At 60.4% G+C, this 23,015-nt stretch carries 21 protein-coding genes; 10 read left to right on the plus strand and 11 right to left on the minus strand.

The annotated features are described in order from the left end of the window. The first annotated feature begins 74 nt into the window (after positions 1 to 74). Complete coding sequence (locus J2W40_RS00480; RefSeq protein ID WP_310221047.1) at positions 75 to 413, plus strand: MerR family transcriptional regulator; 339 nt, start codon at positions 75 to 77, stop codon at positions 411 to 413. On the opposite strand, the gene J2W40_RS00485 is transcribed toward J2W40_RS00480, so the two are convergent. The 4 genes from J2W40_RS00485 to J2W40_RS00500 are packed head-to-tail and all read right to left on the minus strand — an operon-like array spanning position 408 to position 4,633. Beyond that, the gene (locus J2W40_RS00485) at positions 408 to 929 is read right to left on the minus strand and encodes a GNAT family N-acetyltransferase (protein ID WP_310221050.1); all 522 of its coding nucleotides are present in this window, start codon (positions 927 to 929) and stop codon (positions 408 to 410) included. The two genes, J2W40_RS00480 and J2W40_RS00485, sit on opposite strands and share 6 nt — an antisense overlap. Next, positions 926 to 1,468, minus strand: a complete 543-nt coding sequence (locus tag J2W40_RS00490) for a SixA phosphatase family protein (RefSeq protein ID WP_310221052.1) — start codon at positions 1,466 to 1,468, stop codon at positions 926 to 928. Before J2W40_RS00490 ends, J2W40_RS00485 begins: the two co-directional genes overlap by 4 nt. Further along, the gene (locus J2W40_RS00495; RefSeq protein ID WP_310221054.1) at positions 1,465 to 4,218 is read right to left on the minus strand and encodes an ATP-dependent DNA helicase; all 2,754 of its coding nucleotides are present in this window, start codon (positions 4,216 to 4,218) and stop codon (positions 1,465 to 1,467) included. Before J2W40_RS00495 ends, J2W40_RS00490 begins: the two co-directional genes overlap by 4 nt. 52 nt (positions 4,219 to 4,270) lie before the next feature. After that, the gene (locus J2W40_RS00500; protein ID WP_310221055.1) at positions 4,271 to 4,633 is read right to left on the minus strand and encodes a PilZ domain-containing protein; all 363 of its coding nucleotides are present in this window, start codon (positions 4,631 to 4,633) and stop codon (positions 4,271 to 4,273) included. Positions 4,634 to 4,761: 128 nt separating this feature from the next. Here J2W40_RS00500 and J2W40_RS00505 point away from each other — a divergent pair, with 128 nt between their 5' ends. Further along, entirely contained in the window at positions 4,762 to 6,357 is a 1,596-nt protein-coding gene (locus tag J2W40_RS00505; RefSeq protein WP_310221056.1) for a lysine--tRNA ligase, read from the plus strand. A gap of 192 nt (positions 6,358 to 6,549) precedes the next feature. On the opposite strand, the gene J2W40_RS00510 is transcribed toward J2W40_RS00505, so the two are convergent. From J2W40_RS00510 to J2W40_RS00520, 3 genes are all read right to left on the minus strand, one after another. Further along, the gene (locus J2W40_RS00510; protein ID WP_310221058.1) at positions 6,550 to 7,020 is read right to left on the minus strand and encodes an RcnB family protein; all 471 of its coding nucleotides are present in this window, start codon (positions 7,018 to 7,020) and stop codon (positions 6,550 to 6,552) included. 150 nt (positions 7,021 to 7,170) lie between these two features. Then, positions 7,171 to 7,848 carry a prolyl hydroxylase family protein gene (locus tag J2W40_RS00515; RefSeq protein ID WP_310221060.1) on the minus strand — a complete coding sequence of 226 codons (678 nt, stop codon included), beginning with the start codon at positions 7,846 to 7,848 and terminating at the stop codon, positions 7,171 to 7,173. Positions 7,849 to 7,950: 102 nt separating this feature from the next. Continuing rightward, a complete protein-coding gene (locus J2W40_RS00520) occupies positions 7,951 to 8,838 on the minus strand; it encodes an RcnB family protein (protein ID WP_310221061.1) in 888 nt (295 codons plus the stop codon). Positions 8,839 to 9,084: 246 nt separating this feature from the next. Between J2W40_RS00520 and J2W40_RS00525 the strand changes: the two genes are divergently transcribed. After that, a complete protein-coding gene (locus J2W40_RS00525; RefSeq protein ID WP_310221063.1) occupies positions 9,085 to 9,624 on the plus strand; it encodes a biliverdin-producing heme oxygenase in 540 nt (179 codons plus the stop codon). Beyond that, positions 9,617 to 12,178 (plus strand): HWE histidine kinase domain-containing protein, encoded by a 2,562-nt coding sequence (locus J2W40_RS00530; protein ID WP_310221064.1) that lies wholly within the window; start codon positions 9,617 to 9,619, stop codon positions 12,176 to 12,178. Before J2W40_RS00525 ends, J2W40_RS00530 begins: the two co-directional genes overlap by 8 nt. Positions 12,179 to 12,205: 27 nt before the next feature. On the opposite strand, the gene J2W40_RS00535 is transcribed toward J2W40_RS00530, so the two are convergent. Genes J2W40_RS00535 through J2W40_RS00545 form a run of 3 tightly spaced genes read right to left on the minus strand, consistent with a single transcriptional unit; the run spans position 12,206 to position 14,455 of the window. Then, positions 12,206 to 12,742, minus strand: coding sequence for a (2Fe-2S)-binding protein (locus J2W40_RS00535; RefSeq protein WP_310221066.1), 537 nt, complete (start codon positions 12,740 to 12,742; stop codon positions 12,206 to 12,208). Further along, positions 12,739 to 13,224, minus strand: coding sequence for a DUF2721 domain-containing protein (locus tag J2W40_RS00540; protein WP_310221068.1), 486 nt, complete (start codon positions 13,222 to 13,224; stop codon positions 12,739 to 12,741). Before J2W40_RS00540 ends, J2W40_RS00535 begins: the two co-directional genes overlap by 4 nt. A gap of 22 nt (positions 13,225 to 13,246) precedes the next feature. Then, the gene (locus J2W40_RS00545; protein ID WP_310221070.1) at positions 13,247 to 14,455 is read right to left on the minus strand and encodes an LL-diaminopimelate aminotransferase; all 1,209 of its coding nucleotides are present in this window, start codon (positions 14,453 to 14,455) and stop codon (positions 13,247 to 13,249) included. 143 nt (positions 14,456 to 14,598) lie between these two features. Here J2W40_RS00545 and J2W40_RS00550 point away from each other — a divergent pair, with 143 nt between their 5' ends. From J2W40_RS00550 to J2W40_RS00575, 6 genes are all read left to right on the plus strand, one after another. After that, complete coding sequence (locus J2W40_RS00550; RefSeq protein WP_310221072.1) at positions 14,599 to 16,338, plus strand: PHA/PHB synthase family protein; 1,740 nt, start codon at positions 14,599 to 14,601, stop codon at positions 16,336 to 16,338. Between the two features lie 138 nt (positions 16,339 to 16,476). Continuing rightward, positions 16,477 to 17,385 carry a phasin family protein gene (locus tag J2W40_RS00555; protein ID WP_310221073.1) on the plus strand — a complete coding sequence of 303 codons (909 nt, stop codon included), beginning with the start codon at positions 16,477 to 16,479 and terminating at the stop codon, positions 17,383 to 17,385. 118 nt (positions 17,386 to 17,503) lie between these two features. Then, entirely contained in the window at positions 17,504 to 17,914 is a 411-nt protein-coding gene (clpS, locus tag J2W40_RS00560; protein WP_310221074.1) for an ATP-dependent Clp protease adapter ClpS, read from the plus strand. Between the two features lie 135 nt (positions 17,915 to 18,049). Next, complete coding sequence (locus J2W40_RS00565; RefSeq protein WP_310221076.1) at positions 18,050 to 19,549, plus strand: catalase; 1,500 nt, start codon at positions 18,050 to 18,052, stop codon at positions 19,547 to 19,549. A gap of 129 nt (positions 19,550 to 19,678) precedes the next feature. Continuing rightward, on the plus strand, positions 19,679 to 21,460 hold the full coding sequence (locus tag J2W40_RS00570) for a sensor domain-containing diguanylate cyclase (RefSeq protein WP_310221078.1): 1,782 nt from the start codon (positions 19,679 to 19,681) through the stop codon (positions 21,458 to 21,460). A 75-nt stretch (positions 21,461 to 21,535) separates the two neighbouring features. Further along, positions 21,536 to 21,913 carry a MerC domain-containing protein gene (locus J2W40_RS00575; RefSeq protein WP_310221080.1) on the plus strand — a complete coding sequence of 126 codons (378 nt, stop codon included), beginning with the start codon at positions 21,536 to 21,538 and terminating at the stop codon, positions 21,911 to 21,913. A 28-nt stretch (positions 21,914 to 21,941) separates the two neighbouring features. Here the strand turns inward: J2W40_RS00575 and glpX are convergent, their stop codons facing one another. Next, a complete protein-coding gene (gene glpX, locus J2W40_RS00580) occupies positions 21,942 to 22,925 on the minus strand; it encodes a class II fructose-bisphosphatase (protein WP_310221082.1) in 984 nt (327 codons plus the stop codon). Positions 22,926 to 23,015: the final 90 nt, after the last annotated feature.

A 23,015-nucleotide genomic window follows, 5' to 3' on the forward strand; every position in this document is an offset into this window, starting at 1 on the left:
CACTGGCTTTTTCTTCTTTCTCCGACATTTACCATGGTTGACGCGCGCCCGGCTGTGGGTGCAACATCGCTGTCATGAAAAAGACGGAGGGGGCATTTCTGACCATCGGCGAACTGGCCGGTGAACTGGGTTTGGCCCAGCATATTTTGCGCTATTGGGAGACGCGGTTTCCGCAGTTGCGACCGCTCCAACGCTCCGGCAATCGGCGCTATTATCGCCCCGCCGACGTCGATCTGGCCCGCCGCATCCATCATCTGCTGAATGTGGAGGGCTTCACCGTCAAGGGTGCGCAAAAGGCACTGGAAGAGGGCAATGGCGCTGCTCCTATGGTTTCGCCGCAGCAGGCCGAAGATGACCTGCTGATGCGCCTCGAAACCATCCGTGCCACGCTGGCCCGCGCGATCGCTCTATAGCGTCCGCGCATAGATGAGGTCGCGGAACGGCACGTCCCCGACCATGAAGGTCAATGCGCCGATCTCGCCAAAGCCATGCCGCGCATAAAAGCGTCGCGCGCGGTCATTTTGCGGATAGACGGCGAGCAGCAACCGGCGCGCCCCGCGCCGCTGCGCTTCTTCGACCACCAGCGCCATGATCGCATCGCCATGACCGCCACCCTGCCAGCCATGCAGCAGGTAGATGCGCTTCAATTCCACGTCACGCGCCGGGTCAGTCGCGATCGGCAGGTCGGGCGGGGTGATCATCGCATAGCCCACCGCTGCGCCCAGCGGGGTTTCACCGATCAGCACGGTCTGCGCCGGATCGGCGAGCGCCGCTGCATAATAGGCCTCGCCATGCGCGGTGCGGATATGGGTGGTGAGCGCTTTGCCGGGATGATCATGGGCAAAGCTGGTAAGGAAAGTCGCGCCGCCCAAGATGGAGAGGGCAGGGGCGTCGTCCACCGCCGCCCTGCGCCACGTGATCGGCGTCACCGCGAACTTGGCCCCAATGCGGGGTCGAGGTCGCGCGGTCGGGTGAAGCTGGCTAGTGTCGCGACACCTTCTTTTGCTTGCGACCAGCGGTCGATGGCGAGATCAAGCACAGCGATGCTGGCGGTCGGGAACTTCGCCTCCACATTCTCGCGCAAGTCATTGTTGCCATCATCCGGGACGAGGTCGAGGATCAACTCCTCCAGCCCCGGATTATGCCCAGCCATCAACACGCTTTCGGCCTTGTCGGGCAAATCGCGCACGACGTCGAACAGGATCGGGGAGGAGGCGAGGTAGATGCGCCGGTCCCAATGCGCGTCGAGTATCTGGCCATAGCCTGTGAAGAAGACGTCCAGCGTCTCGACCACCCGCACGGCAGGCGAGGCGACCAGCATGTCGAACTGCATGGCGCGGCGCGCGGCGAACTGGCCCATCAATATGGCAGCCTTTTCGCCCCGGCGGTTCAGTGGCCGGTCGAAATCGCGAGCCACCGGATCGTCCCAGTCCGACTTGGCGTGGCGCAACAGGGTCAGCCGTTTCATTCTGTCTCCTGGGGGGGCATGCCGGATTCGGCCCCCTGATGCCCCAAAGCGGCCGTTTCGCCAAGCGTTTGCGCGCGCGCGCTGGCGTTGACCGCCAGGATCGCTTCGTCCAGCGTCAGGCGACGGATCGGCGTTCCCGGCGGGAAGGCGCTCAATAGCCGGCTGGGCATGGCGGCCGACAGGATCACGAAACTGCCCCTGTCCTCGGCGCGGCGGATGAGCCGCCCGAATGCCTGCGCCAGCCGCGCGCGGATCAGCCGGTCGTCATAGGCATTGCCGCCACCCGCCAGTCGCCGCGCCGCGTGCAGGACCGTGGGCTTGGACCATGGCACCCCCTCCATCACCACCAGCCGCAGCGAATGGCCCGGCACGTCCACACCGTCGCGCAATGCGTCAGTCCCCAACAGCGAGGCGCGCGGATCGTCGCGGAAAATATCGACCAGGGTGCCGGTGTCGATCGGGTCGACGTGCTGGGCGTAAAGCGGAAGGCCCGCGCGCGCCAGCCGGTCGGCAATGCGCGCATGGACGCCGCGCAGCCGACGGATCGCGGTGAACAGCCCCAGCGTGCCGCCGCCCGCCGCCTCGATCAAGCGGCCATAGGCACCGGACAAGGCGGCGATGTCGCCCCGTTTGATGTCGGTGACGATCAACACTTCGGCGCGCCCTGGATAGTCGAAGGGGCTGGCCGCCTCGAACCGCTCGGCACCATGGGGCAGGTGGACCGCGCCGCTGCGCCCTTCCGCATTGCTCCATTCGCCGCCGCCCTTTAGCGTCGCGCTGGTGACGATCACCCCCTGCGCTGGTTTCAGCACGGCTTCGGCCAGCGGGCGGCTGGGGTCGAGCCAGTGGCGATGGATGCCGATGTCGAACTCGCGCCCCTCGATCCGGTCGACCGCCAGCCAGTCGACATAGTCAGGGTCCGCCGGGCCGCCGATGCGCGTCAATAGCGCCAGCCAGGCCGCGATCAGGTCGCGCCGCCAGCCGAGCGACGCCACCGCGCCCTCGATCCGCGCCCGCGCCGCGCTGTCCAGCCAGTCCGGCGCATCCTCTATCACCGCTTCCAGCCGTCGCCCCAGCCGCACCAATGGCTTGATGAGCGCGTCGAGCGCCAGCGCCGCTTCCTGTGCCGCCTCGACCAATGCGCCGTCCGGTTCGGCCAGTTCGGTTTCCATGCCATAGCCCGCATCGGCCTCGCCCGTATCGGCGGCGCGGGCGTAGACGGTGGCGCGCACCGCGGTCAGCAAGGCTTCCAGCGCTCCGAACGGTTCGCCCGCGACAACGCGCTTGAGCCATTCATCGGCGGGTAGTGCCTGCGCGGCATCGAGCGCCGCGCGGATCGCCTGCCCGCCCTCCTCATCATAGCTGGCAAGATCGGACAGGCGCGCCGCTAGCCCGCGTCGCCGCCCGCGTGATCCGCCCTCCGGCCCCATGATCCAGCGGCGCAGCTCGATCGCTTCCTGCCCCGACAGCGCGACCGAAAAGGTCGAATCGGCGGCATCGAACAGATGATGGCCTTCGTCGAAGATGATGCGCTGTGGTCGCTGGCCGGTTTCCCGCCCGCGCGCGGCGTTGATCATGACCAGCGCATGATTGGCGATGACGATGTCGGCGTCCGCGCTCGCCCGCGACGACCGCTCGATGAAGCATTTGCGATAATGGGGGCAGCCGGCATAGATGCACTCGCCCCGCCGGTCGGTCAGCGCGGTCGATCCATTGCGCCGGAACAGGGTGGGCAACCAGCCAGGCAAGTCACCGCCGACCATGTCGCCATCCTTGCTGAACGCCGCCCAGCGCGCGACCAGTTGCGCCAATATCGCCGCGCGGCCGGTAAAGCCGCCCTGTAGCGCATCCTCCAGATTGAGCAGGCAGAGATAATTTTCCCGTCCCTTGCGCACCACCACCCGCTTGGCCGCAATGGCGGGGTCGGGAAAGAGCCGCAGCGATTCGCGATCGAGCTGGCGCTGCAGCGCCTTGGTATAGGTCGACACCCACACCGTACCTTGCGCCTGTCCGGCCCAGAGTGAGGCGGGGGCGAGATAGCCAAGCGTCTTGCCGATGCCGGTGCCTGCTTCGGCGAGCAGCATATTGGGCTGGTCGCGATGGCGGCGCGGCAGGAAGGCGGCACTGGCGGCGGCGGCATAGGCGCGCTGGCCAGGACGCGGCTCGGCTCCTTCGCCGGTCAGCGCGTCGAGCCGGGCCAGCACCTGTCCTTCATCCAGTGCGATCGTGCGCGGGGCGGGGCGGGGCTGCGCTTCCTCCCATTCGGGCAATTTGGAAAAGAGCCAGCGTTCGGCTTCCTTGGGCTTGGCGATGCGCGGCGCGACCAGTGGTGCCCAGGTCCAGCGCAACCGGTGCAGCGATTGCGCCGCGGTCCAGCCGCCTTCGCGCTCGGTCCAGTCGGTCGATCCCAGCCGGTCGAGCATTACTTGCGCTGCTTGTTGCAGCAGGCCGGGAATGTTGCCTTCGCTGGCCGGAACCGCTAAATTGAGCACCGCCGCCAGCCCCTTGGGCGTGGGCACCAGAAAGCGGGCGGGATGGAGAAAAGCCCATAATTCCAGCAGGTCGAGGCCGTTCAATTCGGGATAGCCGAGCCGCTGGCCGGTCAGGGGCGCGTTGAGCAGCAGCACCGGCGTTTCGGCCGCGCGCGCGATCGCCCGTCCCTTGGCCAGCCCTTGCGTGCGGCCGCCATCGCGCAACCAGATGCCGCCATGGCTGGCGTGAAGGGCGGGAAGGTCGGCGGGGTCGATCACCTGCCCGGCTTAGGCGAACAGGAACAAAAGGAAAACCTGTTTTGGTCGGCTTTCAGCCGGTGCGGCGGCCAAATCCGCCACCGCTCATCGCCATGGGTTGCATTCGGGGTTGGAAGGTGACGGGCGCGCGGCGTGCGGCCTTGGCAATGGCCAGTTTCTCGAACAGCGGCCCTTCGGTCAATTCATAGAGAAAGCGAATGCCCATACGATCCTCTTCAGACCAGCGCACGGTCCCAAAGACACTATAGCCATCCAGGTCGATCTGGCATTGCGACTTGGGCGGCAGCGTACAGCCTGTGACTTGGGCGCCACCTTCGCTCAGGTCGACAATCACACCTTGCAGGCTATCCAGCACCGTCGTCACGACGATGGGAATCTCGACAGAGATGCGCTCCCGGCTGCGCTGAATCTGCATTTCGCCTCCAATCACGCAGAACAGTATCGCTATTCAAGGTTAATGAAAGCCAAAGACGACCTAAAGCTAACAGTCCTTGTCAGCAAAAGCCGTTCCCTTTCGTGGGGCGGGACGGTAGAGGCTCGGATATGACCGTATCCGACACGCTCCGTACCGCCGCGCAGGCGGCCAAGGCCTGGCCCTATGAAGAGGCGCGCAAGCTGCTGAAACGCTATCCGCCCCACGGACCCGACGGCGGCGTTCCGGCCAAGGGGCATATTCTGTTCGAAACCGGCTATGGTCCATCGGGTCTGCCGCATATCGGCACGTTCAACGAGGTGCTGCGCACGACCATGGTGCGCAACGCCTGGCATGCGCTGTCGGATGTACCGACCCGGCTGATTGCGTTCAGTGACGACATGGACGGCTTGCGCAAGGTGCCCGACAATGTCCCCAACCAGGCGATGCTGACGGAACATCTGGGCAAGCCGCTGACGCAGGTGCCTGATCCATTCGAGAAATTCGAAAGTTTCGCGCATCACAATAATGCGATGCTGCGCGAATTTCTGGACCGTTTCGGATTCGATTATGAGTTTGTGTCCGCCACCGACCGCTATCAGGCGGGCGCGTTTGACGACGCGCTCAAAAATGTCCTGCACCATTATCAGGACATCATGGACATCATGCTGCCGACCCTACGCAAGGAACGGCAGGCGACTTATTCGCCTGTTTTGCCGATCAGCCCCAAAAGCGGTATCGTCCTGCAAGTGCCGGTAGAGGTCATTGACGCCGATGCAGGCCTTATCCGTTTCGAGGATGAGGGCGAGATGATCGAACAGTCCATTCTGTCGGGCGCGGCCAAGCTGCAATGGAAGGTCGATTGGGCCATGCGCTGGGTTGCGCTGGGCGTCGATTATGAGATGGCGGGCAAGGATCTGATCGACTCGGTCACGCAATCCTCCAAAATCTGCCGCGCGCTGGGTGCCCGTCCGCCCGAAGGGTTTAACTATGAGATGTTTCTCGATGAAAAGGGCGAGAAAATCTCCAAGTCGAAGGGCAATGGTCTCAGCCTTGAACAATGGCTGACCTATGGTCCGCAGGAAAGTCTGGCCTTTTACGCCTATCGTGAGCCCAAGAAGGCGAAGCAATTGCACATGGGCGTTATCCCCAGAGCCGTTGATGAATATTGGCAGTTCCGCAGCAATTATGCGAATCAACCAATTGAACAACGGTTGGGCAATCCGGTTCACCATGTCCATGATGGCAAGCTGCCGGACGGCAAGCTGCCGGTAACCTTTGGCCTGTTGCTCAATCTGGTCGGTGTGATGGGGGATGCCAGCCGCGATCAGGTCTGGGCTTATCTTAAAAATTACGTGGCCGACGCCAATGCGGAAACCTACCCCGAACTCGATGCGCTGATCGGGCACGCTCTCGCCTATCATCGCGATTTCGTGGCTCCGACGCTGCATCGCCGGGCACCTGATGCCAATGAGGCCGCGGCACTGCGCCGGCTGGATGCCGAACTTGCCGCCCTGCCCGAAAGTGCGTCGGCGGAGGATATTCAAAATATCGTCTATGCCATTGGGAAGGATGAGACCTTTGGCTTTGCTGAACTGCGCGATTGGTTCAGGGCGCTCTATCAGACATTGCTTGGCGCGGATCAGGGGCCGCGTATGGGCAGCTTTATCGCACTCTATGGCATCGCCAATAGCCGAGCGTTAATTGCCGAAGCGCTTGCAGCCTGACAGTGCTGGCAGGCGGGAACATTTGCCTGAATTGGTCGTTTGCCGGTCAGTCCACCCCCCTTTCGGACTGATGGAACGCTTTGCGGACCATCGGCCGCGCCTACCCGGCAACGGGTGGCGCGGCCAAGGGGATGCTGACGAGAAAGACCCCCGACGGCTGGCGTCGAGGGTCTTCTTCATTCCGTCAGCGTCTTACCAGAAGAAGCCGCGATGCACCTGGATCACGCGACCAGTGCGCACGTTCACGAGCAGCACATCGTTATAGTGCCGTACCCAACGCTGGTTCATGCCCGGACGGGGCAGGCGATAACGATAGGGATCGCTGATATAATAGCGAGAACTGTAATAAGTGGGGCGAAGCTGCGCGCCCACATTCCATTGATTGTAGCGGAACGGTGCTTGCCAATTGCCCGCGCGATAGACGTTGCGGTTGTTGCGGCGGTAGTCGCGCCAATCCTCGCGCACTTCGCGCCGGGCTTCGCGCACGTCGCGTCGTTCGGCCCGTACATCACGCGGACTGCCATAGCGTTGCGCCTGGCGCAGGTCACGCTGTTCTTGACGCAAGTCGCGCTGGCTTTGGCGGACTTCGCGGGCGGACTGCGCCGATGCAACGCTCGGCGCAACCGTTGCAGCCAATAGGCCAAGAATGATCAGTTTACGCATATCTCGTCTCCAATTTGTCTGGCGACTCAACCGAAAGGAAAAGGTCCGGTTCCGCTGCCAACACACAGAGATATGCCGCTGCGCGGCTGAACGATGCGAGAATAGGCCTGTCAGTTTTCAGTCATTTATGTCGCAAATTGTAATGCCCGATCACCGTTGCCAGCGATGCTCGCGAAACCATTTCGTGACCACATATTTGGTGCCCAACTCGACTGGGCGTGCGGCATGGAGGCTCATCACATTGGGCGCTCCCGATCGGTCCATATTATCCCAGGCCAGCAACATGCCTTCGACCGGCGGGACCATGAATTCGCAATGGGGAAAATGCGTTTCGCCCCCCCTGTCGACATTCGACAGATAGATCATCGTGGTCCAACTGCGCTGGCCGCCGCACGTGCGCATGCGCTGCCAATAATCGGCGTTGACCGGGAAATAGTCACAATGGACTTTATACTCCTGTCCGGCCGTATAACGCTGGCCTTGCAGGGTTTCGCCATGGTGGGCCGGCAGACCCGTCAATGCGCAAATCCGATCGCTCACTGCGCGCACCAGATCGTCAAACGGATCAAGGTTGCAGCTATGGCTGGTGCGATAATCCGCGTTTGCGCTGCCTGAAAATAATGTCGATGGCTTTGCGCCAGCATCTATCATGGCGCGAAGGGCGGCACATTCCTCGCGGCTCAAGAACGCCTGTCGTCCGAAAATGTCGATCTTGTCGCTGTCGATCCGGCTTACCATCGGGTTGCGCTCCAATCTAGCGCGCACATCAGCGCCGATTTGCGCGCGCGCAGGGGAAGCAATGCCGCCATCATCCAATATGTCCGTCATACCTGCCTCCTGCCACAGACTGAAGGCGCATGAAAAGACCCCGGCGCGTCACCGCACCGGGGTCAGTCGTTCCTGAAGGCCACTCCAGGAAGTCTGCTTACGTCACCAGAAAAAACCGTTGATCACATCCACGACATATCCGTCGCGAATATCCACCAGCAAGGCGTCATCATAGTAGCGTATCCAGCGCAACGTGCCATAAGCGGGGGGCAGGCGATAAGCGTAGGGATCGTTCAGCCAAAAATTATTGGCATAGAGCAGGCTGGACAAGGTGATCCCCACCGAAAAGCGCCGATAGCCATAATCCCATCCGCGCGGCGCATAGTAGCGGCCCATACGGAACTGGTTGGCGTTGCGGCTGCGATAACTGTTCCAGTCATAGCGCCTATCCTGTCGCCAGCCATTGTCCCAGCGCCGCTGGTCGTTCCAGCGTGTGCGATCGTCGTAACGGCGGCCATTATTCCAGTTGTTATTGCCAACGCCGCCGACCCAGCCGCGATTATTGTTCCAACGCTGATCGTTGCGCGGATCGCCCCGCCCGTCCTGGCGGTCATCGCGACGCTGGTCACGCCGATCATTCCGCCAGTCCTGTTGTCCGTCGCGGCGGTCATTCCGCGCATCCCGCGGCGCATAGCGCCTATCCTGCCAGCCACCACGCTGATCCGGCGTAGATATGACCCGGTCATTGGGATTCCGATCAGGCGCGGCGCGCATCCGGGGATCGGGGCGCGGTTGATCGCGCCGTTGTTGGTCCCTCTGCGCCGGATCGGGGCGGATGATGTCGCGGCTTGGCTGTTGAACCCGCGGTCCGGCGTCGGGCCGTGCCGGGCGCATCGCGTTGCCGCGCATCTCGCCACCATTGCGATCAGGCCGCTGCATCCGCTCGCTGCGGTTGCCGCGCTCGCGCGGTTCGCTTTGTGCATAGGCGGGCGCGATGCCGCTCAACACTGTCGCACTCATCAACCCCGCCAGCATCATCTTCCTGAACATCGTTCCGACTTTCGTTCTACGGGTGCAGAGTGCGCCCTGATCTTCCCTGATTAGGATTTTCGCCGTGTCACAAGTCTGAACCTGTTCGTCAGCCATTTGAAAGGATCGGTCCAACGCGAACATGTACGATTGTTCATCTTGCAGTCGCGCTGTTCATCTTGGTTCCTCACCCATATAAACGGACCATTGCCTCAAAAGCTGATCCAGATCAGTGCATGGGATTGCAACTGCCTCTAGGACCGCTGCGTGAAGAACCCCTCCCATGTCGGCCGAATCCGTCTGGCCTTGCGTGACGCAACGACGGAAAACCATCGGCAGGTCGATATGCTATTTGCTGGTTATGCACTGGATGCGCCGGAAAGTTACCATGTTTTTCTGATGGCGCATGCCCGCGCTCTGGGTGCGCTGGAGCCGGTTGCGCGGCCCGCCATGCCGCGTTTGCCGCTTCTGGCCGATGACCTTGCCGCTTTGGGACATGCCATGCCTTCGCCGCTGCCGCTGAAGCCGCATGCTGGCGAAGGCTATCGCTGGGGATTGCTATATGCCCTTGAGGGGTCGCGTTTAGGCGGCGCTATGTTGGCGCGAAAAGTCGCGTCGGGTCTGCCGACCGCTTATCTTTCCGCCACGCATGAGAAGGGCGAATGGATTGATTTCCAGCATAGACTCGACAGCGCAGCGGCACAGGGGGATGAGATGTGGCTGGACGATGCCGTGCTAGGAGCGAAGGCAGCCTTTGCCCTTTTTGCGCAGGCGGGTGCCGCCGAAACGGCGATGATATATGGCTGATGTGGATAATCCTACTGGCTTTGCCGTTGATCTGACCAATTGTGACCGCGAGCCCATCCATGTGTTGGGCACGATCCAGCCGTTCGGCTTTCTCATTGCCCTGACCGCCGATTGGCTGGTGTCGCGTGTCTCGGCCAACAGTGCTGCCTTTATCGGCCACGAACCCGACGCTTTATTGGGTCAGCCGATCAGTGCGGTGTTTTCAGCCGACGCGATCCATGCGCTGCGCAATCGTATCACGTTGTTGCGAGGGCCTGACTCGGTCGAACGTATTTTCTCTCTGTCCCTGATCGACGGCGGCCCGTTGTTTGATGTCGCGGTGCATTTTTCCGGCCAACTGGTGGTGATCGAAGGCGAGCCTGCCGCGCATGACGAGATGGAAGCCAGCAGCATCGTGCGCTCGATGGTTTCGCGGCTGGCGCAGGTCGATGGCATGGCTGCCTTCCTGCGCGATGGCGCCCGGCAGGTGCGGGCATTGACCGGATTCGACCGGGTCATGGTCTATCGCTTTGCCGCCGGCGGCGATGGCGAGGTTGTTGCCGAGGCGCTCCGTTCGGGCGTGGAGAGTTTCTATGGCCTCCATTATCCCGCGTCGGACATTCCGGTGCAGGCGCGAGCTTTGTATTTGCGGAATATTTTCAGGGTCATCGCGGACGTAAAGGCGACACCCGTCCCGGTTGTGCCTGCGCTGGATCCCAATGGGGCAGCGTTAGACATGTCCCTATGCCTGACACGCGCGGTTTCGCCCATTCATATCGAATATCTCTGCAATATGGGCGTGGGAGCCTCACTCTCCATCTCCATCATCGTGGATGGCAAATTATGGGGCCTGTTCGCTTGTCACCATTATTCCCCGCGCCTGCCCACTTTCGCCCAGCGCAGCGCGGCCGAATTATTTGGCCAGATATTTTCGATGATGCTCGAAAGCCGCGAGCGTGCCGAGACAGCCACTTATGAAGGCAAGGCGCGGCAGGTTGCTGATCGATTGATGGCGGCGGTCGCACAGGATCACGATCTGTTGTCCAATGCGCGTTGGCTGGGCGATATCATCTTTGATACCATCCCCGCCGATGGCGTGGGCGTGTTCATTGACGGGCAGATGACCTTTTCCGGCCTGACGCCGGACCCTGCGGATTTTTCGGCCATCATTGCGATGATGAACCGGGTTGCCGCCAGTCAGGTGTACACCACCGACAATTTGTCGTCGCTGCTACCGGACGCGGCTGCCTATGCCGATCGTGCCGCTGGATTGCTTGCCATTCCACTCTCGCGTCGCCCGCGCGATTATGTCGTACTGTTTCGCGCCGAACAATTGCGGGCGGTGCGCTGGGCCGGGCAGCAGGACAAGCATATCGAATATGGCCCTAATGGCCCGCGTTTGACCCCGCGCAAGAGCTTTGAAAGCTGGTCGCAACTGGTCAAGGGTGTAGCGTTGCCCTTCGCCCCCGCTGAACTGCGTGTAGCCGAAGCGCTCCGAACCGCCTTGCTGGAAGTGGTGCTGCGTCTTTCCGATTTTGCTGATCAGGAACGGCAGCGCGCGAACGAGAAACAGGAATTGCTGATCGCGGAACTCAACCATCGCGTTCGCAACATTCTTTCCCTCATCCGCGGCTTGCTGTCGCAGACGCGCGATAGCGCCGGGTCTGTTGACGAGTTTATCGGCACACTCGAAAGCCGCATCCATGCGCTGGCACGGGCGCATGATCAGATTACCGCCGATCGCTGGAGTCCTGCGCGCCTCTACGATCTTATAGAGGTGGAGGCGGGCGCGTATCTCGGCGAACGACGCGATCGGGTACAGACTTCCGGTCCCAATGTGTTGCTCACCCCTGGCTGCTTCACAGTTATGGCGCTGGTGATCCACGAAATGCTGACCAACGCCGCCAAATATGGTGCGCTGTCGGACAATGGCACGGTCAAGATAAATTGGCGGGTGGACGCGGACGGTAGCCTGCTGCTCGACTGGACGGAGAGCGGCGGACCGGCGGTATCAGCACCGACGCGCCGGGGTTTTGGTTCGACGGTCATCGAACGGTCCATCCCTTATGATCTAGAGGGGGATGCTGAAATTCATTATCGGCTGGCCGGGATCGAAGCGCATTTTTGTATTCCATCGCGCCATATCGTCTCGGTACTGCCTGAAGCCACGCCGCGCGATCGGACAAAGCCTGTAACGCCCGCAACGCTCAGTCTGCTGCGCGATCGCAATGTTCTGCTTGTCGAGGACAATATGATCATTGCCATGGATGGCGAGGATGCGTTGCGCGAGTTAGGAGCAGAGGTACTGACCGTGGCCAGTGTGGGGCGCGCCCATGAAGCAATCATGGTTCAGGCGATTGATCTGGCCGTGCTGGACTTCAATCTGGGTCATGAAACCAGCTTGCCGGTAGCCGACCTGCTGACGCAGAAAGGCATCCCCTTTCTTTTCGCCACGGGCTATGGGGATGGGCTGGAACTGCCCGAACGCTTCGCGGATATCGTGCTGGTCAAGAAACCCTATTCAAGTACCACGCTCGCGGAAGCGTTGGGGCCGATCATCGCCCCGTCTGCCTGAAGCGTGTAATCGCTGCCCCGAAGCGCTTCAGGACTTGCCCAAGGCCGGTACGCTTTTCGCAGCATTGTCAGGGGTGATGCCGGGCGGCGGCGCGGCGGCAACCCGTTCTTCCCCGCGCATGATCCGTCCCGCCCTTTTGATCGCGCCGCGCAGGCGGGGATAGATGCCACAGCGGCAGATATTGGTGATTGCGGCATCAATCTCTTCGTCGCTGGGGTCATCGCTTTGGCGGAGCAGAACCGATGAGGCGATGATGATGCCGGGAATGCAATAGCCGCATTGCGACACATTGTCGGCGGCAAAAGCCTGTTGCAGCGGATGGCCGCGATCGGGCGACAAGGCCTCGATCGTCGTAACGAACCGCCCCTCGGTCTTGCCGATCGTTACCTGGCAGGATCGCACTGCCTCTCCATCGATATCCACCGTACAGGCACCGCAATCGCCCGTGCCGCAACCATATTTTGTGCCGGTCAGGTTCGACGCATCGCGCAGTGCCCATAGCAGCGGCGTGTCCGGGTCCATGCGATATTGTACTGGCCGATCATTGACGGTGAAGCGGGTCATGTCCCGCTATCCTCCTCCGCCTTATGATAAAGCACTTCGTTGCGGATGTGGATGGTGCGGGCAGCCAGGCGGATTTCCTGAATGAACGTGCCAAAGGCAGCCGCTTGCAACAACATTGCCAAAATGAACAATATGGCGATCGCGGTGCCGAGATGTGCATTGACCAGCTCTGACGCAAACAACAGGATCACGACCAAGCAGATGGCGCAACCCGATGCCACGCTCAGAAAGATCGCGCCATTCACGACACTCATCCGCCGATCGAGAACACGTATTTCGCCTACCAGCCGATCATGTTCTTCGCCACGTGATATCATCACCGACTTTTCAACGACGCGCGCCCTGTCGATGACACGGGCGAGGCGCGCGGCGCAGACATTAAGGAATGCGCCGATCCCGGCCAATAAAAACACGGGCGCGACCGCCAATTGGATCGTCTGGGCGACCTGAGACACCTGGGGCAGGGAAATAAAGTCGCTCATGACGTTCGCATCCGCCCGCTGATCAGGCCGCGCCCTTGGCCGGGGTGTTGATGCCCATCGACTGGAGATATTTCTTCACGTTGCGCGCCGCCTGCCGCAACCGCTGTTCATTTTCTACCATGGCAATGCGGACATAGCCTTCGCCATCTTCGCCATAACCCACGCCCGGCGCGACCGCGACCTTGGCATGAGTGAGCAATTGCTTGGAAAATTCTAAACTTCCCATTTCTTTGAGCGCAGGCGGCAATGGCGCCCAGGCGAACATGGATGCGGGCGGGGCGGGGATGTCCCAGCCGGCGCGGCCGAAACTCTCCACAAGCACGTCCCGGCGCTTATGATATAGTTCGCGGTTCTTTTGGACGATATCCTGCGGACCGTTAAGTGCCGCGCATGCTGCTGCCTGGATCGGTGTGAAGGCGCCATAATCCAGATAGCTTTTTACACGGGTCATTGCGGCGATAAGTTGCTTGTTGCCAACCGCAAAACCGATCCGCCAACCGGCCATCGAATAGGTTTTGCTGAGCGAGGTGAACTCGATCGCTATCTCTTTCGCGCCCGGCACCTGCAGGATGGAGGGGGTGGGCTTGCCGTCATAATAGAGTTCGGAATAGGCAAGGTCGGACAAGACCCAGACCTTGTTTTCCTTCGCCCAGGCAACGAGTCGCTCGTAAAAGGCCAGGTCCACCGTCTCGGCGGTCGGGTTCGACGGATAATTGACCACCAGGATCGAGGGACGCGGCACGGTGAAGGCCATGGCCCGATCAAGCGATCGAAAATAATTTTCGTCCGGTGTCGTCGGCACCGATCGGATCGTGGCACCGGCAAGAATGAAGCCGAACATATGGATCGGATAACTTGGGTTGGGGGCCAGCACGACATCGCCCGGCGCGGTGATCGCGGTGGCAAGGCTTGCCAGCCCTTCCTTCGACCCCATGGTCACGACGACCTCGGTTTCGGGGTCGACATCCACGCCAAAGCGGCGGCCGTAATAATTGGCCTGCGCCTTGCGCAGGCCGGGAATGCCCTTCGACTGGGAATAGCCATGGGCGTCGGGCTTGCGTACTACTTCGATCAGCTTGTCGATGACATGGGGCGGGGGTGGCAGGTCGGGATTGCCCATGCCCAGGTCGATAATGTCCTCGCCCGCCGCGCGCGCCGCCGCCCGCATCGCATTGACTTCGGCGATGACATAGGGTGGCAGGCGCTTCATGCGGTAAAATTCTTCGGACATTATAGGGGCTTTCCTGAAAGCTCTCGGTAGGGAATAGTATAGTGAACGCCGTTGTCGCGTCACAAACTGGCTATAACCGGCCAACCTGCGACGCGCCAGAGAAAGCGGCGCGACGATATGATACCAGGCACAGGAGAGTGGCTATGGAAAAGAGTGATGTCGCAGAGCCGCACCTGCCCACTTTGGAACAGATGCAGCAATGGACCCATGCGATCGGTCGCGCTCAGCAATTGATGTTGGAGCAGGCGGCAGGCGCATCAGGCCTGACTTTGCCTTTCGATCCGCATGCCGTGGCGCGCATACAGTCGAGTTTCGCCGACGAAGGGCTGGCAATGTGGCAGCGTTTCCTCGATTCGGGGGGGATGTTGCGCGATGCACCCCTGCCTGTCCCGGCCGATAGCCCGGCCGCGCGCAAGGACCGCCGCTTCGCCGATCCAGCCTGGACGCAAAATCCCTTTTACGACATCATCCGCCAAAGTTACCTGCTGGTGTCCGACTATATGACTGGGCTGGCCGATGCGGTGGATGGGGTGGACCCCAAGCAGAAGGCCAAGCTGCGCTTCGCGACAAGCGGTATGCTGGATGCGCTGTCGCCGTCCAACTTTCCGTTGACCAACCCGGCCGTGGTGCAAAAGACGATCGAGAGCGGCGGCGAGAATCTGGTCAAGGGCCTCCAGCATATGCTGGCCGATCTGGAAAAGGGGCAATTGACGCACACTGACGGCACGCAGTTCGAACTAGGCCGTAATATCGCCGCGACGCCGGGCAAGATCATTCATGAAACGCCGCTCTATCAATTGATCCATTACGCCCCGTCCACGGACATGGTGCTGGAAACCCCGCTCATCATCTTCCCGCCGTGGATCAATCGCTTCTATATTCTCGACCTGTCCCCACAAAAAAGTTTTGTCAAATGGGCGGTGGATCAAGGGATCAGCGTCTTTCTGGTGTCGTGGAAATCCGCCGATGCGTCGATGAAGGACCTCATCTGGGACGATTATATCCTGCGTGGACAGGTCGATGCGATCGACACGGTGCGCGACCTGCTCAAGGTCAAGAGCGTCCACACCATCGGCTATTGCGTGGCAGGCACGACGCTGGCAGCGACACTGGCGCTGCTGGCCGCGCGCGGCGAAGCGGACAAGGTGGCGAGCGCGACCTTCTTCACTGCCCAGGTCGATTTCAGCAAGGCAGGCGATCTCACCCTGTTCGTGGACGATGAACAGATGAAGCTGGTGGACAAATTGTCGACCGGCGGCTTCCTCGACGGGCGCTACATGGCGCTGACCTTCAACCTGTTGCGCGGGCGCGACCTGATCTGGAACTATGTCGTCAACAATTATCTGTTGGGGCAGGATTATCCGCCGTTCGACCTGCTCTACTGGAATGGCGACACGACCAACCTGCCGGCGCGCTGGCATCGCGACTATCTGACCCAGCTTTATCGCGACAATCTGCTGGTGAAACCCGGCACGATCAGTATCGACGGCACGCCGATCGATCTCAAGACGGTGCAGACGCCCGCTTATGTTCAGGCAGGCAAGGAGGATCATATCGCGCCGCTGGAAAGCGTCTGGAAGCTGACCGAAAATCTGTCCGGCCCAATCCGTTTCGTGCTGGCGGGATCGGGGCATATCGCGGGCGTCATCAATCCGCCCGCTGCCAATAAATATCAATATTGGGTCTGCGACGAGGCCCAGCCGACGCTTGACGCCTTCGTCGCGCAGGCCAAGGAAACCAAGGGAAGCTGGTGGCCGGACTGGCGCGGCTGGCTCGAAACGATCGATTCGCGCACCGTCGCGGTCAAGGGCGCGCGCCAGCCCGGCAAGGGGCGCCTCAAGGCGATCGAGGACGCTCCAGGGCGCTATGTGAAGGGCGAATAAGCGCACTCTCCGCCATGCTGCGGTGAGCCGTTCGGGACGTGCGACAGGGCGCTGATGGCATTTTGTTGCACTGCACAATAATTCTTGCAATCCTCCCTTTGTAGGCTTATTGTGCAGTGCAACAAACGGAGGATGGTCATGGCTGTTACCCCAAAGACCGGACGCGCTGCCCAGCCCGGTAAAAGCGAATCGGCAACATTATCGGCAAGCGAAGCGCTGAAGGCGGCTGAGGCGGCGATCGAGCCAGCACCGGCCGTTCGGAAACCTGCCCCGCGCAAGACGGCATCGAGCGTTCCGGCGATGGACGCCAACCCATCGGCTAAATCGGTCCCCGCAATGGACGCCAACCCGTCCGCGAAGTCGGTGCCTGCGATGGATGCCAATCCATCCGCGAAGTCGGTGAAGGCAACAGACGCCAGTCCCGCAGCGATCGTCGCTGCAACGACAGCCGTCGATGCCATGCCCGAACCCGATACGGAAGCGGCCGCTGATGTGGCCCCCGAAGCTGAGACACCAAAGAGCCTCGACGAAAAGGCCAAGACGACCGCAACCCTGCCGCTGCCGGCAACAGAAGGAACGAAGATCATGAACGACGTGATGGAAACCGGAAAGAAGTTCGCCGAGGACACCAAGGCCAAGTTCGAAACCGCTTATGCTGACATGAACGAAAAGGCGAAGGCCAGCGTCGAAAAGTCGACCAAGGCGATCGAAGAAATGAGCGACATCGCCAAGGGCAATGTCGAAGCCATGGTCGAATCGAGCAAGATCGCCGCCAAGGCGATGGAGACGATGAGCCAGGAAGCCGTCGATTACAGCCGCAAGAACTTCGAGAAGGCCACCGCCGCCCTCAAGAGCTTCGCGACAGTCAAGACGCCGACCGAATTCTTCCAGCTCCAGAGCCAGATGCTGTCCAGCAGCTTCGACGAGTTCACCAAGGAAGCCGCGAAGAATAGCGAAGCCATGATGAAGCTGGCCGGTGAAGTGGCGCAGCCGCTGACGGCCCGCGTAACGGTCGTCACGGACAAGGTGAAGTCGCTGGCCGCGTAAGCGACCGCGCTTTTACACACAGCTTTGAAAGGGCGCTCTTCCTCAGGGACGGGTGCCCTTTTCGCATTTTCGGCGCAATTTACGTCGCGCCCGCCTCCTGTCCCTTCGGCCCCTTGCCATGGGCGAGCAAATCGCCATATTCTCGTCCATCATGAACAGCTTCAATCCAGCCTATACGGAACCTGCGACGATGGCGGGCCATGACGAAGATAATCAAGGCGAGGGGCCTGGTGGTCCTAGCGTCGGCATCGCGACCCGCACCCGTACGCGCACTAAAAAGCCCTCGCTTTACAAGGTGTTGATGCTGAACGACGATTATACGCCGATGGAATTCGTCGTGCATGTGCTTCAGCATTTTTTTCGCATGGACATGGAACAGGCAACACGGGTCATGCTGCATGTTCACCAGCGGGGGGTCGGCGTCTGCGGTATTTTCAGCTATGAAGTCGCCGAAACGAAGGTCAATCAGGTGATGGATTTTGCCCGGCAGAACCAGCATCCTTTGCAATGCACGCTGGAAAAGGCGTGAGCAGCCTGCTCCAATGGCGCACGACCAACTTTAATGAGTAATTGATAAAACCGATTAGTCATTAAAGTTTATACTGTTTTGTCGTGCGCACTTCCGGGGTTACCCTCTTCCTCATCCAAGAAGAGGAGGATCGTAATGGCCGACAAACCGATCATGACGACGAGTGCGGGCGCACCGATCGCAGATAATCAAAACAGCCAGTCCGCTGGGCCACGTGGCCCTTTGTTGCTGCAAGACTATCAACTTATTGAGAAGTTGGCCCACCAGAATCGGGAGCGTGTACCTGAACGGGTTGTCCACGCCAAAGGGTGGGGTGCGCATGGCACATTGACCATTACCGGGGATATTTCCAAATATACCAAGGCCCAGGTTTTGCAGCCCGGCGCGCAGACGCCCATGATTCTGCGCTGCTCCACTGTGGCGGGCGAGGCGGGAGCCGCTGACGCTGAACGCGATGTGCGCGGGTTTGCGCTGAAATTCTACACGCCCGAAGGCAATTGGGATCTGGTGGGGAATAACACGCCTGTTTTCTTCGTGCGGGACCCGCTGAAATTTCCCGACTTCATCCACACGCAAAAGCGCCATCCCCGCACCAATCTGCGCTCGCCGACCGCGATGTGGGATTTCTGGTCGCTGTCACCCGAATCGCTGCATCAGGTCACGATCCTGATGTCCGATCGTGGATTGCCGACCGACATACGGCACATCAACGGCTATGGCAGCCACACCTTTGCGTTGATCAACGATGCGGGCGAGCGCTTCTGGGTGAAATTTCACTTCAAGACAATGCAGGGCCATCGCCATTGGACTAACGAGGAAGCGGCGCAGGTCGTGGGGCGCACCCGCGAATCGACTCAGGAGGATCTGTTCGAGGCGATTGAGACCGGTAATTTTCCCAAATGGAAGATGCAGGCCCAGATCATGCCGGAAGCGGACGCTGATAAGACGCCCTATAACCCTTTCGACCTGACGAAGGTGTGGCCGCATGCCGATTACCCCCCGATCGACATTGGCGTGATGGAGTTGAACCGCAATCCTGACAATTATTTCGCGGAGATTGAGCAGGCAGCGTTCAGTCCATCGAATATCGTGCCTGGTATCGGCTTTTCACCCGACAAGATGCTTCAGGCGCGCATCTTTGCCTATGCCGATGCCCATCGCCACCGCATCGGCACGCATTATGAAGCGTTGCCCATCAACGCGCCGAAATGCCCTGTGAATCACTATCACAAGGATGGGGCGATGCGTTTCTTCGCCAATAATCCCAATCCGGCTGCTTATTATGAACCGAACAGCTTTGGCGGGCCGGTAGAGGACCATCGCTTCGATGAACCACCGCTCAAAATTTCAGGTGACGCGGATCGGTGGAATCACCGTGAGGGTAATGATGATTTCGTCCAGCCCAGGGCGTTGTTCAATCTGTTTGATGAAGGGCAGAAGGCACGGCTGTTCGCCAATATCGCTGCAGCCATGGGCGACATCCCTGACTTTATCGAGGAGCGCCAATGTAAATTGTTCGATCAGGTTCATCCCGATTATGGGGCAGGAGTCCGAGCAGCGCGCATGGCGATTAAGGGCCGTAACCCCTCCATTTCTGCGCCAACGGATAAGACAATGGCCGACGCATCGGCCTGACAGGGCCAAAGTTCTGATAAAAGCCTGCTCTCTCCGCCGCCTGATGGAAGGGAGCAGGCTCCATCATGCTTTTCCAGCAGGACAAGCGTGAGCAAATTTTAACATTATGGCCCTATCGCAGGTTGGAACATGCAACGTTCCACCTCTCATCTTTCTTTTGCCTTATATTCTCTGGTCTGGACCGGCGGCATTTATTTTGTCGCGGCAACTTGCGCGTTGTTGCTGTCACGTTTTGAAGGCGGTCTTGCCTTCATCTGGTGTGCCAACGCCTTTTTGATGGCAAAATTGCTGACCACCCGTGCGCGACGGTGGCCTACGATCCTCCTGGCTTGTGGCATGGCCAGTGCGCTTTCCACCAGCCTGTTCGGCATGGGGCCGGTCGCGGCTATCCCAATGGCGGTCATCAATATCGCTGAAGCGCTGATCGTGGCGCTGATCTGCCGCCATTATCTGACGAACCGGCCCGTAATCGGCGCTACCCGGTCACTGCTGGTCTTTATCATGGCCATATGCGCTGTCGCGGATGTGGTGACTGCTGTTCCGGCTGCAATGGTGGCTTCCTTACTGACGCCAGTGTCGTTCGGTGCGTCCTGGGTGCAATGGTATACCGGGCACGCGCTGGGCGGACTGATCTGTGCCCCGATATTGGTGATGCTGATGCAGGGCGAGTTCCGCCGCTGGCGACGTGAAAAATCCAGAGCGGAAAAGATCGAGGCGATCATTCTTCTGGCCTTATTCACGGCGATAATCGGGTATATCTTTTACGGGGCGCAGCACCCATTGCTGTTCGCGCCGCTTTTGCCGCTGGTTCTGATTGCTTTTCGCGTCGGCCATATGGGGGCTGCGGCCTCGATCATCATTCTCGCGCTTATTGGCGGTATCGCGACTTTTTCAGACATGGGCCCACTTTCGCTGGTGTTCGCCGACATGGGCGAGCGGGTGCAAGCATTCCAATTTTATCTGGCAAATTGTTTTCTGTTGTCGATGCCGGTTGCGGCCGAATTGAACGGACGGCGGCGGCTCTTTCAACTGTTGCGCGAAAGCGAGGCTCGCTATCGGGCCATTGCGGAACATAGCGGCGATGTGGTTCTGAATATCAACGTTACGGGCGTGATCGAATATGCTTCGCCTTCTGCGATCGAACAGGTTGGGTGCGCGCCGGAATTGCTGGTCGGGCAAGCAGCGGCCAATCTGGTCGATCCGCAGGACCGGCCTCAGGTCATAGCCGCGCATCGTCGCGCCCTGATGCGGCCGGGATCGATCCACACCGTCGAATTTCGGCCAATCATATCGATCGCGGCAATGGAATGGTGTGAAATGGTGATGCGCGCCGCGGTGGACGAGCGGGGCCAGGCAAATGGTGTCATCAGCACGATTCGGGATATGTCCCGTCACAAAGCACGACAACGCGCATTGCAACAGGTCGCGGCACGCGATTCATTGACCGGCGCGGACAGCCGCCGTGCGTTTCTCGAAAAGCTGGAAGCCGAGATATTGCGCACGCGGCATGGCGTTCGGTCCAGCCTATTGCTGATCGACATTGATCATTTCAAGGCCGTCAATGATCATCATGGGCACGGAGTCGGCGATGAAGTTCTGACCGCATTTGTAGAACGGCTGAGGCCAGGGCTTTCTCTTCAGGAAAGCATCGGGAGGCTGGGTGGCGAGGAATTTGCCATATTGTTGCCCGACTGCGACATTGATCGTGCAAGCCTGCTATGCGAAAATCTGCGTGCGCGCCTAAGTGATCCTATTCCCGTGTCGGGCGGCAAGTACATCAACATAACGTTCAGCGCCGGGCTTGTGGAACTGGACAATACATCGACCCGGTCGGCGATGCTCGAGGCCGCGGACAAGGCGTTATATCGCGCCAAGCATAGTGGCCGCAACTGCCTGCGCCTCGCCGCCTAACGCAGTAACCCGACAGGCTACAAAAAATGCGAATGTAATGTTGTAACCTATGATGGCTTGGCCTATGTGGTGTCCATGAACTCCAACTTGCGCCAAGCCCTACTCAATGGTCGCGTCGATCGCATCGCGATGGCCTTATCGGGTCTGTGCGTTGCGCATTGCTTCGTGACTGCCGTGGTGCTGGGCCTATTGGCCAGCGCGGGGGGCATTTTCGAAAGCCCGCTGTTTCACGAGGTCGGCCTGATGCTGGCGATCCTGCTGGGCGCGATCGCGCTCGGCCATGGCGCGATGGTTCACCGTTTCATGATGCCTGCTGCGATCGGATCGCTTGGCTTGGGCGTTATGGCAGGTGCGATGACGATGGACCATGGTTGGCAGGAAAGCCTTTATACGTTGATTGGCGTTGCCATTCTGGCTCTGGGTCATGATCTCAATCATCGCGCCGGGCGCTAAGGCCCGGCGATATTCTCCATGCTGCGGTTCAAAGCGGCGTTTGGCTATGACGATGTTCTCCCTTTACCCAACGCACCGTACCGGTGCTGGCGCGCATAACGACGCTCTCGGTTGTCAGCTTGCCGCCGGGCAGGCGTTTGACCCCGTCAAGCAGTGATCCGTCGGTGACGCCCGTAGCGGCAAAGATGCAATCACCCTTCGCCAATTCCTTGAGGTCATAAATCTTGTCGAGGTCGGTGATACCCCATTTACGCGCGCGCTGCTTCTCATCCTCGTTGCGGAACAACAGCCGTCCTTTGAACTGACCACCGACACAGCGCAGCGCCGCGCAGGCCAGGACACCTTCGGGGGCCCCGCCTGACCCCATATACAGGTCGATCGTTGTTTCCGGGTCGGTGGTGGCGATCACGCCCGCCACGTCGCCATCGGGGATCAGCATGATGCCGCACCCGATAGCGCGCAACTCCGCGATCAGCCGCTCGTGGCGCGGTCGATCAAGGACGCACACAATGATGTCGCTCGGCTCGACGCCCTTGGCGGCGGCCACGGCCTCGACATTCTCCTTGGCCGACCGGTTGAGGTCGATCACGCCGTCGGGATAGCCGGGGCCGACCGCAAGCTTGTCCATATAGACGTCGGGCGCATTGAGTAGTCCGCCTTCTTCGGAAATGGCGAGGACAGCCAGCGCGTTCGGCCCGGCCTTTGCCGTGATGGTGGTCCCTTCCAGCGGTTCGAGCGCGATGTCGATTCGCGGGCCGGTGCCGATCGCATTGCCGACCTTCTCGCCGATATAGAGCATCGGCGCTTCGTCACGCTCGCCCTCACCGATGACGACGGTGCCGTCCATATAGAGGTCATTGAAAGCCAGGCGCATGGCTTCGACGGCGGCTGCGTCGGCGGCCTTCTCGTCCCCGCGGCCGATCAGCTTTGACGCGGCGATCGCGGCCGCTTCGGTGACCCGGACCATTTCCAGTACCAAGACCCGATCTAAGGGCGAATTTGCCTGTACCATCGTCATTCCTCTACCTGTTCTTATGGCGCAGGCGATAGGCGTTTGCCCCAAATTTGTCGAGCAACATGGGCCATGATGCCGCCATGATTA

This window comes from Sphingobium xenophagum (assembly GCF_031457465.1).
Lineage (GTDB): Bacteria > Pseudomonadota > Alphaproteobacteria > Sphingomonadales > Sphingomonadaceae > Sphingobium > Sphingobium xenophagum_A.